The sequence below is a fragment of the Anaerobacillus sp. ABD4_527 genome (assembly GCF_056160805.1).
The window spans coordinates 626077-641864 of sequence record NZ_JBSWXZ010000002.1 but is presented as its reverse complement, the minus strand read 5'-3'; the positions used below and the strand labels follow the sequence as shown (position 1 = coordinate 641864).

General features: G+C 40.2%; 18 protein-coding genes. 7 read left to right on the top strand and 11 right to left on the bottom strand.

From position 1 onward, the window contains the following. The first annotated feature begins 2 nt into the window (after positions 1-2). Positions 3-1217 (top strand): M20 metallopeptidase family protein, encoded by a 1215-nt coding sequence (locus ACXAHI_RS15475; RefSeq protein WP_474849342.1) that lies wholly within the window; start codon positions 3-5, stop codon positions 1215-1217. A gap of 362 nt (positions 1218-1579) precedes the next feature. Here the strand turns inward: ACXAHI_RS15475 and ACXAHI_RS15470 are convergent, their stop codons facing one another. The 6 genes from ACXAHI_RS15470 to eutH all read right to left on the bottom strand — a co-directional run bounded on the left by ACXAHI_RS15470 (position 1580) and on the right by eutH (position 6012). Further along, positions 1580-1786 (bottom strand): hypothetical protein, encoded by a 207-nt coding sequence (locus tag ACXAHI_RS15470; RefSeq protein WP_270181268.1) that lies wholly within the window; start codon positions 1784-1786, stop codon positions 1580-1582. A 181-nt stretch (positions 1787-1967) separates the two neighbouring features. After that, the gene (locus ACXAHI_RS15465; protein ID WP_474849340.1) at positions 1968-2315 is read right to left on the bottom strand and encodes a hypothetical protein; all 348 of its coding nucleotides are present in this window, start codon (positions 2313-2315) and stop codon (positions 1968-1970) included. A 466-nt stretch (positions 2316-2781) separates the two neighbouring features. After that, on the bottom strand, positions 2782-3192 hold the full coding sequence (locus tag ACXAHI_RS15460) for a hypothetical protein (RefSeq protein ID WP_474849338.1): 411 nt from the start codon (positions 3190-3192) through the stop codon (positions 2782-2784). Between the two features lie 70 nt (positions 3193-3262). After that, the gene (locus ACXAHI_RS15455; RefSeq protein ID WP_474849336.1) at positions 3263-3535 is read right to left on the bottom strand and encodes a hypothetical protein; all 273 of its coding nucleotides are present in this window, start codon (positions 3533-3535) and stop codon (positions 3263-3265) included. A gap of 300 nt (positions 3536-3835) precedes the next feature. Further along, on the bottom strand, positions 3836-4702 hold the full coding sequence (locus tag ACXAHI_RS15450) for a DMT family transporter (protein ID WP_474849334.1): 867 nt from the start codon (positions 4700-4702) through the stop codon (positions 3836-3838). Positions 4703-4935: 233 nt separating this feature from the next. Further along, a complete protein-coding gene (gene eutH / locus ACXAHI_RS15445) occupies positions 4936-6012 on the bottom strand; it encodes an ethanolamine utilization protein EutH (RefSeq protein ID WP_474849332.1) in 1077 nt (358 codons plus the stop codon). Between the two features lie 170 nt (positions 6013-6182). On the opposite strand from eutH, the gene ACXAHI_RS15440 reads away from it, so the two are divergent. Both ACXAHI_RS15440 and ACXAHI_RS15435 read left to right on the top strand, forming a co-directional pair. After that, positions 6183-6815, top strand: a complete 633-nt coding sequence (locus tag ACXAHI_RS15440; RefSeq protein ID WP_474849330.1) for a spore coat protein — start codon at positions 6183-6185, stop codon at positions 6813-6815. 107 nt (positions 6816-6922) lie between these two features. Continuing rightward, positions 6923-7543: a DUF421 domain-containing protein gene (locus ACXAHI_RS15435; RefSeq protein WP_474849328.1), complete on the top strand. Its 621-nt coding sequence runs from the start codon at positions 6923-6925 to the stop codon at positions 7541-7543. Between the two features lie 79 nt (positions 7544-7622). Here ACXAHI_RS15435 and ACXAHI_RS15430 read toward each other — a convergent pair whose 3' ends face one another. Then, positions 7623-7895 carry a DUF3986 family protein gene (locus ACXAHI_RS15430; protein WP_474849326.1) on the bottom strand — a complete coding sequence of 91 codons (273 nt, stop codon included), beginning with the start codon at positions 7893-7895 and terminating at the stop codon, positions 7623-7625. 29 nt (positions 7896-7924) lie between these two features. After that, a complete protein-coding gene (locus tag ACXAHI_RS15425) occupies positions 7925-8692 on the bottom strand; it encodes an SMI1/KNR4 family protein (RefSeq protein WP_474849324.1) in 768 nt (255 codons plus the stop codon). A gap of 109 nt (positions 8693-8801) precedes the next feature. Here ACXAHI_RS15425 and ACXAHI_RS15420 point away from each other — a divergent pair, with 109 nt between their 5' ends. Then, positions 8802-9413 (top strand): hypothetical protein, encoded by a 612-nt coding sequence (locus ACXAHI_RS15420; protein ID WP_474849322.1) that lies wholly within the window; start codon positions 8802-8804, stop codon positions 9411-9413. Here the strand turns inward: ACXAHI_RS15420 and ACXAHI_RS15415 are convergent. Together ACXAHI_RS15415 and ACXAHI_RS15410 are read right to left on the bottom strand one after the other, a co-directional pair. Continuing rightward, complete coding sequence (locus ACXAHI_RS15415; RefSeq protein ID WP_474849320.1) at positions 9367-10176, bottom strand: alpha/beta fold hydrolase; 810 nt, start codon at positions 10174-10176, stop codon at positions 9367-9369. The two genes, ACXAHI_RS15420 and ACXAHI_RS15415, sit on opposite strands and share 47 nt — an antisense overlap. Positions 10177-10463: 287 nt before the next feature. Further along, entirely contained in the window at positions 10464-10985 is a 522-nt protein-coding gene (locus tag ACXAHI_RS15410; protein WP_474849318.1) for a DUF6886 family protein, read from the bottom strand. Between the two features lie 115 nt (positions 10986-11100). Here ACXAHI_RS15410 and ACXAHI_RS15405 point away from each other — a divergent pair, with 115 nt between their 5' ends. The 3 genes from ACXAHI_RS15405 to ACXAHI_RS15395 are packed head-to-tail and all read left to right on the top strand — an operon-like array spanning position 11101 to position 14778. Continuing rightward, positions 11101-12555: a spore germination protein gene (locus ACXAHI_RS15405; protein ID WP_474849316.1), complete on the top strand. Its 1455-nt coding sequence runs from the start codon at positions 11101-11103 to the stop codon at positions 12553-12555. Beyond that, on the top strand, positions 12548-13639 hold the full coding sequence (locus tag ACXAHI_RS15400; RefSeq protein WP_474849314.1) for a GerAB/ArcD/ProY family transporter: 1092 nt from the start codon (positions 12548-12550) through the stop codon (positions 13637-13639). The genes ACXAHI_RS15405 and ACXAHI_RS15400 overlap by 8 nt, the downstream gene beginning before the upstream one ends. Further along, positions 13636-14778, top strand: a complete 1143-nt coding sequence (locus ACXAHI_RS15395; protein ID WP_474849312.1) for a Ger(x)C family spore germination protein — start codon at positions 13636-13638, stop codon at positions 14776-14778. The genes ACXAHI_RS15400 and ACXAHI_RS15395 overlap by 4 nt, the downstream gene beginning before the upstream one ends. 32 nt (positions 14779-14810) lie before the next feature. Here the strand turns inward: ACXAHI_RS15395 and ACXAHI_RS15390 are convergent, their stop codons facing one another. Further along, positions 14811-15638 (bottom strand): LysR family transcriptional regulator, encoded by an 828-nt coding sequence (locus ACXAHI_RS15390; protein WP_474849310.1) that lies wholly within the window; start codon positions 15636-15638, stop codon positions 14811-14813. Between the last annotated feature and the right edge of the window lie 150 nt (positions 15639-15788).

The window sequence follows — 15788 nt, the reverse complement described above, 5'->3', positions numbered from 1 at the left end:
GCATGATGAAAATTAAAGCTGTACTCGAAAACCTTTACGACGAAATGGTGGAAGTAAGACGTCACCTTCATATGAACCCTGAACTATCATTTGAAGAAGTTGAAACGCCGAAGTTCATTGCAGAATACCACCGTAACCTTGGACATGAAGTACGAGAGCAAGTTGGTGGACGAGGAGTTGTGGCGATTTTAGAAGGCGCTAAGCCCGGCAAAACAGTCGGGTTGAGAGCTGACTTCGACGCCCTTCCGATTCACGAACAAAACGATGTGGATTATAAATCAAAAGTGGACGGCGTCATGCATGCCTGTGGTCACGATGGACATACTGCAACCCTTTTAGGAGTAGCGAAAGCACTGAATAGCATCAAGGACGAGTTAGAAGGTCGCGTCGTCTTTATCCACCAGCACGCAGAAGAAATGCAGCCGGGTGGTGCGATCGCGATGATTGAGGATGGCTGCTTGGAAGGTGTCGACGTAATCTATGGTACGCACCTATGGGCTACTGAAAAGCTAGGCGAAATCCTATACAAAGAAGGTCCATTAACGGCTGCAGCAGACCGCTTCGAATTGGTCATCCAAGGAAAAGGAGGTCACGGCGCTCAGCCGCACTTAACGAAGGATTCCATCGTGATCGCTTCACAGGTAGTCGTAAATCTTCAACAGATCGTCTCAAGACGCGTAGATCCGCTCGATCAAGCTGTCGTGTCAATCGGCTCATTCGATGCAACGAATGCGTTCAATGTCATCGCGGATAAGGTTGTTATTAAAGGTACCGTACGTACGTTCAAAAAGGAAGTACAGCAAATGATCAAAGAAGAATTGGAGCGCATCATTAAGGGGACGTGTCTTGCAGCGGATGCTGATTATTCACTCAATTATGTCGACGGATACCCTGCAACGATAAATCATGCGAAAGAAACGCATCAGCTCGCAAACGTCGCGACTCAAGTGGAAGAAGCAACTACGATCAGAGAATATAAAGAACAGATGGGCGGAGAAGATTTCTCTTATTACTTAGAGCACGTCCCTGGCACGTTCTTCTTTACTGGAGCGATGGTGGAAGACGAAGCGAACGCCTACCCTCATCACCATCCGAAGTTTAACTTTGATGAGAGAGCGATGCTGATCGCGGCAAAAACACTTGCACTTGTGACGCTGGATTTTCTTGAGGGCAATAAAACGTTCACTCGTGAGGAGATCGCACAAGGGAACAGCTAAAGACTGAAGCGAAATGCGTAGTTAAACGAAAAGAGCTTGGGATTGTGTCCCAAGCTCTTTTCTAACGGTTTCGCTGATATAATCACCGTTTCGCCGATAAATGGCTGACTTTCGCTGATATATTGAAAATTTCGCTGATATCTTCTCCACTTTCGCCGATAAAAGCAAAATTTCGCTGATATAAGCTCCATTCTTTCTCAATCAGCTTCCATCACACTGAATGTTAGGCATGAAATCTCCTGATCATCGCTATTAGTCTATAAAAAAACAAAAAAACATCCTATACCCACTGTTAGTATAAGATCACTAGTAGTCGTTATCCAATTCTTAAAAGAGAACCCTCCTCTTCTTCCATCATGACATTAAGAAGAGGCTATCTTTGATTGTAATTCTGCAGAGTGGTTTGCAGGAATATTTCCAAATTCTAGAGATTCAAGAATGGATTCTTCTGAGAAACCTGTAATAACAGACAACGTTCCAATCTTGATTTTTTCTGTTGATTCTCGCTGCAAACGGTCAATTGCAGTTCTAGTCTGATAGAAAATCATACTATATCTACTAACTAGCATCAATCAGTTTGCTCCTTTCTTTCCATTTATGTTTGGAGAAGAGGAGCCATTCTCTTGTCATACACCGTAACACGTTCTTCACGGATTTAATACCTATTCGCGCTAAAATATACTGGAAAATCGTAGAACAATCGCACTAACCACATTTTACTAAACTAATATTTCCTCTGGCAAACATACGTTAAGGTTCAAGTGGAGTTATGATAAATATCCCAAAGATGATTAGGATTCCAAGCAATAGTAATGATAGAAATAAGCCAATGGCAGCAAGAAGATTTTTTTCATTTCGTTTGAATAGTGTAATCCCTATAAGAATAAATGCAATGAGAGTACCAATAGGTGTTAAATAGATCGATACCATTGAACCTTTAGGAATGGTGTATACTAGAAGGATTACGATGACTGGAAGCCCTAAGGAAAGATAACTAAGCCACGTGTATTGTTTGTTACTTTCTCCACGCCCCCGATACCAAGCAAAAAATACAAGTAACGTTCCAATTATGAAGAGAACAAGAAATAGTTGATTCAAACGATCCCCCTTTTCCCTGTTTCTAACTACGAAGCACTAAACTGACATCAAAGTCTTACGTTCCAATGGTGCAGGAAACAACCACACACCGCTCCTTGAGTGAATAAACAATTCCTGCCCTATTGAGTCAATTGCTTTTATATAAAAGGATAAATACTCCTACACTACCTAACGAAATGATAGCTAATCCTATGCTTATGAATGTGTCATTAAACAAAACCGAACATAAAACTGTCCAAATGACCGCGCCTACTGCAAAAGAGACTCTTGGATAATACATTCTTATCTCTACTAAATAAAAAATCGGTAGAAAAATCGCTAGGGTTATCCCTATGTAACCCCATAACTCGATGCTCTTTATGTCATAGATTAGAAAAGATAGAAAAATTGGAAACGCCGAGATAACGATTAACTTGCTCATTTTATCTTTTGTCATATCTTCCCCCTTAAAACAATGGTTTATCTTTTACTTATTTGATGGATCCAGCCCAAGGAAGTAACTTCTAATCTCTTCAGGTAACTCTTCAACTGCAAGCACTTTTAATTGTTCTGTACCTGGGGAAGTCATGACTAAAAATGTTCTGTTTTCATATTCCAATAGAGTAACTTGACTAACTCGGTTCATAGTTGGGCCTAGTTTTTGTAATGAAACAAAATCCTCTTCTTTGAAGTTGGCTTCATACCCTTCTAAAACAAGACTTTGTACTGCCTCATAATCCTCTGCGAATGAAATGGTCTCGTACAACTCCACTGAGTTCTTAGGAGACATAAAAACAAAATAATAGAAGAATAGACCTGCTAACAACAAGTACAACAGATAGAAATGCAAATCTCTCAGCGAAAACGTTTTACCTTTTCTTTTTAGAAATACCGCCATTTACATTCCTCTTCCCTGTAAAATGTGCTTTGCTATCATAACTATTTCATAAGACTAAAATGATACGATCTTACACTCCCTGACTAAGCGTTCCAACAATGTTATATGCGATCGGAAAAATGAATAGCACGATGTTGAAGAGGATTCCGATTCGAGACAGGGTATCTTTATTTAATCTATAACCCATCACCCCAAATACCGCTCCTATTGGACATAAAACAAAAGGCAGTACGATGGGCAGTCCTTGAATCCTGAGTGAGATTCCATTAAATAAAAAGTTTATAATCAAGGCTGACAGTACAATTGGAATAATAATCGATATAAGGCTTAAGAGCTTTTTCAATATGGACCTCCCACTAAGTAAACTTCCATACGACACTTGTTACCTTTTCTAGCATTCTCTTATCTAGTAAAGGGTGTTCAAAATCATTCTTTGCTACAAATAGTACTAAAGCAGATAATGAAACGCTGACCACATTAAATCATTTATATATTACCATATTTTAGTACATTTAATTGTGAAATAAAAATAAAAACTTCCTTTATATTCCTGATATACTACCAAAAAAGCAGTTCAAATATGGACTCTGCTTTACGCTCCATAAACGAACTGCTTCTTCCTCTACTATTTGATCAACCATTCCTAATTCTGCTTTTTACTTAACAATGTAATGGTTACTAAAATAATTAAAATCCCAACAACTTGTATAAAAGTAAGCACTTCACTTAAGATCAGCACACCGAACAAGGAAGCCGTCACAGGTTCCACCATTGCGATTACTGCTGCAAGAGACGCCTTCGTTTTCTTCAATCCTTCTAAATAAGCGAAGAACGAGATCCCTGCTCCGATGATCCCTAGCGTAATAAACCAAACAAGATCATCTGAACGAAGCACAGATACCGTTTCGTCTAGATCGATGATTGTCAGCATCAAGGCGGTAAACGCAGCGAATGCCACTGTTAATACAAACGGCGGATGGCCATGTTCCGTCGCAAACTTAAAACCAAAGATGAAAAGCGCATACGAAAGCCCAGATAGTAATCCACTTATGATTCCAATTAGATTTAAACTTTCAAGTCCTACTTCAAAGACATTCGTTAATAGCATAATGCCAATCATCACGACAAAGATCGAAACCACCTTGAATGTCGTTGCACGCTCAAGATGCAAGAAAAAGGAAATGATAAAAACAAACAGTGGCGCTGTATACATTAACGTTGAAGCAACCGCCACGCCAGACTGCGAGATACTTAGAAAATAAAAACTAAAGTTTCCTGCTACACCAATTCCGGCTAAAATTGACCAGAGGAACGTTTTTCTCTTGTTCACCTCACCTTCAGGTTTAGGACGAAGCAACAGCCAAATGAAAAGGCAAACAAGTCCAACCGCTCCTCGATAAAATGAAATAACTAGAGGGTCCCAACCTTTCTCCATAAGGATACCGGCTAATCCACCGGAAACTCCCCAGAGCATCGCGGCTAGAACGACAAACCATACTCCAAAAAACATATTGATTCTCCTTAATCGATGTGATCTTGCTCAGGTGGTAATTCCCACCGTGTGAACGTGTAAAACTCTAAATTAGGAGATATTTGGTAATTTTTTATAACGGTCTTAATGCAGCTCCTCAAAGGCACTACCAATCATTTTTAACTAACTCACTAAGTATCGTTAAATCCTCGCAACATACAATTAAAAACCACCAACATCACAAGGTTGGTGGCTTTCTTTCTCATAGTTTTTTATACCTCTTTTCTAGTTACAAAAACAGCTAACATGACAGCACTCATTCCACCGACCAATTTTCCAACGATCATGGCAAAAACGATTTCCTTATTCACTCCTGCTACAAACCCTAAATGACTCCCCAATACGAACGCCCCACTAACCGCGAATGCGACGTTCATGACTTTTCCTCTTGGGTTCATCTCTTTAAGTAACGATAACATTGGGATGTTATGTGCCAAGCTTGCAATCATCGCGGCAGTTGATACGTCGTTTATCCCCATCGATTTCCCTATTTTATTCAGTGGTTTTTTTAAGATGAAAGAGATAAATGTGACTAGCGGAAATGCACCCGCAAGAAAAACAGCGATCTTGGCCACAATTTCAACAGCTTCAATCAGTGGTGTCATATTCGGAATCATAACGAAACCAGTAAACGTTTCAACACTGATCGCAGCGAGTCCGATGATCGCAACTACCTGTATGCCTTTTGCAAACACAGCGAACCCAGCGATCATCTTATTCGTATATTTAAATAATCCGATTGAAATAAGAACAGACAAAATGATCGTAGGTATCAAGTTTGCTACAATAACGACGAGATCCAAACCTGCAACGATTCCACCTACTAAGCAGCCAAAAGGAACAGTGATTAACCCTACTAATATCCCTTTAGCGAAATACGGATGATCATCTTTTGTAATAATGCTTAATGCTACGGGAATCGTAAATGCTAGCGTCGGCCCCATCATCGTTCCTAAAAATACCCATGCAAAAAGTTCAGCATCCTTGCTTTCCGCCATCTCTGTCGCTAGCGAGTAGCCTCCCATATCAAGAGCTAACAAGGTATTCGCAAATGAAGCAGGGTCTGCTCTAACCAACCCATAGATGGGAGCGACGATTGGGGTCAAGATACTTGCTAGAACAGGAGCCAATGAGATAATTCCTACCATCGCAAGTGTTAACGATCCCATTGTCATAAATCCCTCTGTAAACTTTTCACCGAACCCCCATCGATTTCCCATTATTTTATCGATCGCACCTATACATAAAAAGCCGATAACGATATAGACAATGATGTCATTGATTCCCAACCTTCTATCCCCCATCTACAATCACAATAAATCCACTTGACCATTCATGAAGTGACAACTGCAATTTATGGTAACACGGAATGATCGATTTGGTAATCGAATCATACATATGACAGGTTCCTTAAGAGATAATACAACAGAACGATCACTACGTTAACGGAGGGAAGAAGATGGATCATCAACCAAATCAAATGAATATGCCGAATGCTCAACAGACACTATCAAATACAGGGGGCATCAAACATAATCATGGCGGTCACGAGGTGTTCGACGCTCATGAAATCATAGCCGGCATCATCAATTTGCTCGATCAGTATCAGATGTATGAACAGCCTATACAAGATCCTGAATTGAAAAGTATCCTCCAGCACCAATCTAAGTTCATTACCACAATGTATAACTCAATCGTACAGAGTTTTCAAACAGGACAAGATCCAGTAAACCCGACAGGAAACTATACGATGCAGCAGTCGAATGAGGTTGTGTATGGGATCAAGCCTAGCCCTCCTAAGAAACCAAATCAGTCAGTGCGTGACTTATCTGATCAAGGATTGTCAGCTTATATGTTAGGTCACACGAAGACGTTAGCCTCTTTATTCACAATGACGGCACTTGAAATGACGAACCCTGTATTACGTCGAGTTGTCAGTGACAGTGTGCCAAACCTAATTGAGTTAAGTTATGAAATCTTTCTTTACCAAAATAAGCACAGCTACTACCAAGTTCCTCAACTTTCAGAGCAGGATATGAACGTCATGCTGCAAAGCTATACACCTGTCTCTGATCAGGGAACGCTTCAATAATAACAAAAAGCTGAACGTGTTGAGTTCAGCTTTTAACGATTTACCTTTTAGACACATGCTTCACCTCGGTGTGCTCTATCATTAAGTACGAGAAAGGAGTAGGTGACATGGATTTCGACTGGATATGGAAGTCAATCTTGATTGTTGTTGGGGGAACATTATTGCTAAGAATAGCTGGTAGAAAATCAATTTCGCAGATGACTCTTGCTCAAACCGTCATCATGATCGGAATCGGTTCATTATTAATCCAGCCGCTCGCCGGAAAGAATATATGGACGACTCTTGCAGTAGGAACTATGTTAGTAGTAACGCTGATCATTATGGAATATGCTCAGGTGAAATCTGATCGAATCGAAAAATTCATTACTGGAAAATCCAAAATACTAATTGAAAATGGTACGTTGCACGAGAAAAACCTCAAAAAGTTACGTTTTACCGTGGATCAACTCGAAATGAAATTAAGACAACAAAATGTAACGTCAATCGATAGTGTCAAATGGGCATCACTAGAACCTAATGGACAAGTAGGATATGAACTAAAACCTGAATCACAACCAGTAACAAGAAAAGAATTCGACCAGCTCCAACAAAGTATTCAACAAGTCCTTCAACTATTGAACCAACCCATAGCTCAACATTCTCAAACACAACAGTCTTATAAACCAGATTTATTTACAGAGGTAGCTACAAACTCTCATATTGTTGAGCCACCTAAGCATTTGCAATAAGGACCCGATTGCGTCCTTATTGTTATAGGTGGGAGTAAGGTTGCTTTAGAAACAACAAATTCTACCTATTCAAACGAAACTAAACAACACCATTGTCCACAAGGAAATCCTTAAACAAACGAGCCCCATGCTCATATGAGAGATCATTGTCTGAGATTGATAAAATGCGTAACCCGTGACCTTTAACAGATACCCATTTCCCCACCTCACTTACAGACCGATACAGCTCAGTATCATCCTCGCCTACAAATACATCCCATACAGCTTCATTCTCCCTTTTATAAGCGATCACTTCATAATCATAACCATCTTCGTAATAACCTATATGAAGATGCTGGCTAGCGTCATACATGATATGACCTCCTTCCCCTTTGAACCGTCTTATCGTAAAAACGGATACTCCATTTTTAACTCCTCTATCATCCTTCGAATCTCTTCAATATCATCGTTTGTTAGATTGCTTACAGCTTCGTTTATATGATCAAATGAAGCTTCAGGTAACTCATGGATATATTCATCCATACTCGTTTCAAGCACACTGACCACCGCTTCTCTCACGAGTAAACTAGAATGATCGCTGAGCTGCGAAAGTTTCGTCGCAACCCAATCGAGATCACCGGCATGCTGCATATAAAAGAGGACCTCTTGAATAAGGAATTCGTCCTCACTTAAGAAGATCACTTCAGCTTCTTCTCTTGACCAAGAAAATTCCTCATCCCCTTCGGAAAAATCGACACTGAGCTTCGTCAAAAATTCATCAAAGCTAGAAGCCACCTTTATCACTTCATTACTTTCTCCTTCGATGTGGATGATCGTTGGTGTCTCTGTTGAATAATCAAAGGCAAACCAATCGTTCCCATCTCCACTGAAAAGGATGATATTGTCTTTAAAACCCCACTCTTTAATGAGATCTGGACTATCGAGTAAACCTGGACGACCGATACCATAAATGTGATCGATCGCTAGAAAGGTATCATCAGCAATTTTCACTGCATTTTGCTTGATGTATCCACCGTTCTGTTTCAGCACGAGCTCCTTATAACTCTCTGGCAATGTACGGTTTATTTTCTTTTCATACCGATCCATTTTACGTTCAGTTATCGGCTTCACTTTATACATGCTATCTCTTTGGTCATCCCAAATGTCCAAAAACGTTCCTCCTCGTTAATAAGCTTCCTCTATTAGTATACCGTTCTTCCATTTGATGGCAATCTTCTATGGTAGAATAGGAGTTGTCGATAGCAAGGGAGGAATAGAATTGAAACGTTTTTTACTACTCTGTCTTTCAATTCTGGTAGTAGCCTCGTGTCAAGCGGACGGCAGCGGAGAACCACAATTTGAAAGTTATGACGGACCACCGTTAACCATCGCCGTTGTAGGAAACGAACCAACGATAAAAGAAGATCGGTCGATTACATTCGTTCCGATGGATTTCGAAGGTTTAAAAAAGATCGATCCATTCGATTTTGACGCGGTATTCATTATGAAAAAGCACTTACAAAAAGCAGCCGAGAGTGAATATGCTGAACTATACAAAACAACGGATCTTCCTTTCTTTTTCATAGAATCAGAGAAAATAACCTACGCTTTTTGGAATGCGGATTCAACCTACGAAAGTGCTCCAAGTTTAAGTAATTCCGAATATGCAGTTGGTTATTATGCCAAAGAAGATGGTCATCTCCATTGGAGGTACGGTCTCTATAACCAGGAAATCTCTCCAGAGAATATTTTAGATGTTTATAGTAGAATGTTTACCACAATCTCAGAGTTACAACGTAAAAAAGACTCGTCAACGACGAGTCTTTCTCCTACTATTCAAACGATTAAAGCGCAGATGAAACGGGCTCATGCTTCGATCGATGCTTGTTAAAAAATTCTAACGAAGCAGCATTGAACTCTTTTGGCTTTTCAACGTTACACACGTGGCCACATTCTTCTAATACCAAATGACGGGCGAGTTTGTCGCTCTTCGTGTCTTCTAGCAATGGTTCTACAAAAAGGTGGTCTTCTTCTCCTGAAATGTATAACTTCGGGACGTTCTTTCCCTTCTTCTGCACATCCGCATACGTTTCTTTCACGGTAAACGCTAAATTATACCACGCTAAAAAATCTTGACGATTCATTTTCACAGCTTCTCTAATGAACACTTTTCTTGCCGTTGCATGATTTGCTTTTGGCATCATGATGTAAGCAAACAGCTTGTACAACCACATGTAAGGCACAAACCGTTTTACCGCAGTACCAGCCAATAAAAGAAAAGTTGCGAGTGGGGTGAACCGTGTAATTGCCCCTCCAAGTACTGCACTTTTCACTTTCTCTGGTGCACGTTGTAGCATGTGATGAGCAACTACAGATCCTAGTGAAATTCCTACCACGTGAGCCTTGTCTATTTTAAGTTCATCTAAAGTATGCAGAAGTTTATCGACAACTAAGTCACTTGTAAATGGTTTATCATAAGTAGAAGTCCCTGGTGATTTTCCATGTCCAGGTAAATTGATCGCTAATACATGAAACTGCTTCTTAAACGTTGCGATTTGTTTACTGAAGATCCCGTAGTTGCCGCCAAGACCGTGAAGCAAAACGATCGTTTCATTATTTTTGTTGTTACATTTGTAGTATTTATAATCAAGCATGGTGATACAATCCTCTCTATAAAAAAGGGGTGTTGTGTCCTTCTTCTAAAGAACAAGTATAACCTTAAATGGGTGAAGAAATAAATAACCAAACGCGACAAATGTGCTTTTTTTGTCGGATTTTGCGTGGTTCGTCACATATTTATAAAGAATTCCACCTCTAATAGGCAAAAAATTCTTAGTTTCAGGTAAAAAGCTTTGTTACCACTAAACATGCTAGCATGGTCTAGTACCTTAACCTGTTACTCTCTATCCTTAATGCAAACAAACGTAACGCAACAACCGCCTTATCCCCTCGGCTTTGCGTTCCTCATCCTGCACATCGACCAATGAAACGTCGTTTGTTGAATCGCATCATGCATCTCCCATAAATCATGGGTGATCCGAAGTTCAACGCCGTACGAAAACAGTTCTTGAAACAAATCATCGATCTTGTGTTTAGCAATCGGTATTTGCGCTTCCTCACTGATGTAGTACCCAGCGTTCTCATCGAAACTTTGAAAAGACGTTGGGTCAAATTCATACAAAACTAACGTAGTGTTCATCATAGCTTCTAGCCACTCCTGTTCGATGACAACGACATGCTGATGCTGCTGTGGTGAAAGGTATTGCTGTTTATCGTGGTCGGTCGTCTCCCTTCCGACGTGATAGCAAACCCTGGGGCAATCTCGCGGTGTTAAGAAATTCGGTAAGCACCTCACTTCAACCGCCCACACGAGCCCCTTTGTTTGATCAAGATCCTTACGTGTTGGAATTCTTGGTTCAAACACTTCTATGTCAATTTCTTCGCTAACATGAAATAACCTCACTGAACGATCTCTCCCTCATTAATTCTTTCTACAAACAAAAACGCGAAGCTACATTGGATAGAATACCTTAGTCTGTGAATACTAACAGATAGCTTATGTTCGGAGTGATTCTGACATGAAAATAAGACGACATTCAATCAAACAACAAGATTCTTCAAAAGAAAGCAAAAGCATAAAAGAACGAATCATGGACGATTTCCATCATAGCAGTGATCTCCACTGCAAGTCTTTTGAAGTGCCAGATATCGACATCACGATTTTGTTTATCGCGGATATCACCAATCGAAAAACGATTCAAAAACTGATCATTGCGCCACTTCTATTTCTAGCACAAGAAAATGAACCCATTTCTCCATTTTCGATCACTGGCAAATTACCAGTAGAATCGATGGAGGTTGTAAAAAACTACGATAAGATCAACACATACTTGATGGATGGCTTTACGATCATCATAGCAAAAGGAGAAACAGAAGTCGTCTATGCGATTGAAACGTGTAATTTTGTAAAACGTAAAACGAATGAACCAGTTAATGAACCAACAATCAGTGGACCACGTGATGGGTTCGTTGAATCGATTCAAGATAACAAATCACTGATTCGGATGCACCTGCATTCGAACGATTTGGTTTTTGAACGTTTTTCTGTCGGATCGGAAGTCAAAACGTATGTTGAATTGGTTTATGTAAAAGGAAAAGCATCGGAAGAGTTAATAACAGAAGCTAGAGAGCGAATTCAATCTGTTGAGGCAGAATATATAGGAGACGCTGGATTGCTCGAGCAAGCGATTGGGAAAAACAAGTTCTCAGCATTCCCAGAATTAACGAATACGCAGTTCCCTCTCAAAGTAACAAACGCTTTGATGGAAGGGAAAATCACCATTTTGACAGATGGTTCGCCTACAGCACTCATAGCACCGACCACACTAAACATGCTGCTTCAGTCGCCTGATGACTATTATTTCAAATGGATTCCGGCTTCTCTTACACGAATTCTTACTTACTTTGCTGCAATCATTTCGTTCGTCTTGCCTGCTGTATATATTTCGCTCATTTCCTTTCATCACGGCCTCATTCCAACTGACCTCGCCATTTCTTTATCAAAAACAAGAGAGGGCGTGCCGTTTCCATCGGTCATCGAAGCGTTTTTGATGGAAATTACGATCGAAATTTTACGAGAAGCTGGTATACGCCTTCCAAAGCCAATTGGCTCGACTGTGAGTATCGTCGGAGCAATCGTTATTGGTGAAACGGCTGTTAGTGCAGGAATCGTAAGTCCGATGATGGTGATGGTGATTTCATTTACAGCAATCTGTTCATTCACTGTACCGAATTATCAGCTGAGTCTTGCACTTCGATCGATTCGGTTTTTCCTGTTGTTTTTTGCCGCGATACTCGGCATCTATGGAATCCTAATCGCGCTGTTTATTCTCTCTACACATCTCGTTTCACTCAGAAGCTTTAACGTTCCATACATGGAACCTTATGCACCAATTCGTTTCAGACAACTCAAAGACTCAGTTATCCGCTTATTTTTCAGACTAGGTAAAAAGGACGGGAAGCTACATGAATGACAAACAACTGTCGAACTTCCCCATCATTGTATTCATCATCTCGACCATCATCGGTGTCGGAATCGTAACGTTACCACGTGAAGCTGCTAATGTTATCGACCAACCGAATATGTGGGTCAGTGTTGTACTAGGTGCTGCGATTGCTTTTCTGAATGGGCTTTTAATTTATTCTGTCATCAAGCGCTACCCTGAACAGACAATCTATGATATTGCACCAAACGTCGTAGGAAGACTTCTCGGAAGTGTATTCAACATCATATTCGTTTTGTACACGATCTGCATTTCCGCTTTTATTATGAGAATGATGGCTGAGATCGTGAATTATTATCTACTTGACTTAACACCTAGAATAGTCGTCATTTTCGTTCTAATCGTTTCATGTGTCTACCTTGTTTCAACTGGAATCACGAATATTATGGCTTTTTTGCAACTTTATTTTCCTATCATCCTGCTGATGTTCCTGTTATTGACCATCCTTAGTGTCCGTAACATTGAAGTTACCAACTTACGTCCAGTTTTCGTAAATGACATTGTTCCTCTCATCATAGGTGCAAAAACGACATTCTTCTCTTTTGTTGGATATGAACTGATCATGGTTCTCTCAAATCGTAAGTCAATATCGGGTTGGAAATCGATGTCGACGATCTTGTTAGTAAGCCTTGGTACTGTATGTACGATCTACGTACTCTTTTTTATTTTGAACATTGGGATTTTGAGCCTCGAAGAACTGAAGGTGACCACGTTTCCAACCATCGAGATGGCAAAGTCGATCGAATTTCAAGGGTTCTTTTTTGAACGCTTCGAGCTATTGTTTCTATTCGGATGGATTATCACCATCTTCACGACTGTCGTCGCCTACTACTACGCTGCTTTATTAGGTGTATGTAAAACGTTACGTTGCAAAAAGAACATTTACCTAAACATCCTGATTGGTTTGATTATCATAATTTTGTCTATTTTCCCAGATGGAATAACCGAGCTATTTTCATATGGAACATACATCAACTATTTGTCCTATGCATCACTTGTGGGTATTCCTTTCATCCTCTTACTCATTTCATACTTTAGGAGGTCTTTACGATGATAAGAAAGATAATGGTTACCATTGCTTGTGTAATCTTTCTTTCTGCCTGCTGGGACAGTAACGAAATTGAAGATGTTGGCTTAATTATTGGGGTTGGTCTTGACTTTGGTGAAGATGAAAAATTTTCAATGACACATCAATATGTCGTTCCAAATAACATCCAAGCATCCCAAGGGAGTCAGGCATCTGGGAAACCATTTCAAAACCTCACACTTGAAGGAGAATCGTTTTTTGAAATCATAAGAGAAAATTCTCTTGAAACCGATCGTCCACCAAACTTTACACATTTAAAGTCACTTGTTCTTTCGAATAGACTTATTGAACAAGAATCTGTTCGAAAACTAATCAGCTTCTTTTTACGCGATCATGAATTCCGAAGAACAGTCGCCGTATTTGTGACGAAAGAAAAAGTGGAAGAAATCATGAGCGTTGAGCCGACAAAGGAAATGTTCCCTGCGGTCCAAATCAAGGAGCTTACACAAAATAATGATAAAAGTTTGGAGATTTTAGAAAACACAAAGTTCAGCGAACTTTCCAGTAATATTTCAGAAGATGTGAGCTTCGTTATCCCCGAAATTGAAATCAACCAGAACCGTATTCGCTTATCAGGAGCAGCCGTCATTTCAGATGAAGATTACAAACTTGCGGGTTGGCTAAACCGTGAGCAAGTGGAGGGTCTCAAGTGGCTTACCGACACCGTAAAAGGTGGTTTAGTGTCCTTAACGGGTCAAGAAGAAAAGCATTCGGAAGACCATGTTGTACTCGAAATTATTACAGCAGGTACAGAAATCAATCCGAAGGTACAAGGCGGAAAGCTAGAAGTAGAAGTTTCAGTTAAGGCGACTGTCCGTCTAGGAGAAGATTGGAACATTGAAAGAGATGTGTTTAAACCAGGTTGGGATGATAAGATAACAACGGATGCACAGAACCACATTAAAAGGTCCATACAAAAAGTTATTGATCCAGCTCAAAACGAATATGAGTTAGATTTTCTTGGTATATCTAAATGGGTAAGGATCAAAGAACCTGCCTTCTACGAGTCTCATAAAAAGAACTGGAACGAGACGTTTAGAGACGTCCCCATTTCTGTAGACGTTAAGGTTGATGTCGATGGATATGGAACGCAGGATCTACAATAAGCTCCTCTCAACATCATGAGAGGAGCTTTTTTCTAGCGCATCGTATCTGATAAAAGCTTTAAGATAGAAGGTGAAACTGTATGAAGGTACATTTTCCTTTCTAACACGCCGTTTTTTATAGGTACGAACGTAACGCCTTTATGTTCGATCGCATCCGCCATCATCTTTGGAAGATAAGCGATTCCGATCCCGATCGATACAAGTCCAACCATGCCGAGGTAGTGGGTTTCAAGCACGTCTACTCCAATGCCCTTTTCCTGCATCATGTTCGTAACTTGATCTGAAAGGCTCCCCTCTGGGGGAAGAATCTGCTTATAAGCAAAGCACTCCTCCATCGTTACCTCTTTTCTTGTGGACAGTGCGTAAGAAACCGGAATCGCTGCGACAAATGGTTCTTGAAACAATAACGTTGAATAGATCCCTTCGATCGAAGGCGTATCTTGAACGATTGCAGCGTCGATGTCGTGCGCTTTTAATAATGGAACGAGATCCCGACTGTCATTCTGGACAACAGTCACGTTCAGGTTCGTATACTGTAGCTTTTCATAATAACTCGGTAAAAAGTACGAACTTAACAGTGGCGTAGAACCAAACCTGATATGATCAAACTGCTTATAGTGATGGACCGTTTGGTCGATTTTTGAAAACAATGGAGATAGGTCATCGTAGAGTGACCTTCCTTTTCTCGTTAGCTCCACCCCTCTGACCGAACGATTAAACAGCGCAAAACCGAGCTCCTCCTCAAGGAGTTTCATCTGTTTACTAAGCGCAGGCTGCGAAACAAAGCACGCTTCGGCCGCCTTTGTAAAACTTCTTTTCTCTGCAATCTCAATAAAATACTTCAGCTTATGCAGTAGCATGCCAGCCGCCTCCATAACTTCATATTATTTAAACGTAACAACTATTCTTTACCATCACTCTTCTTAACACTTTATCATAACCTTAAGTTATCATTTAATGCTTTTTATGTATTACCACACTTCTACTCACACCCGTTATTCTAGAAATAA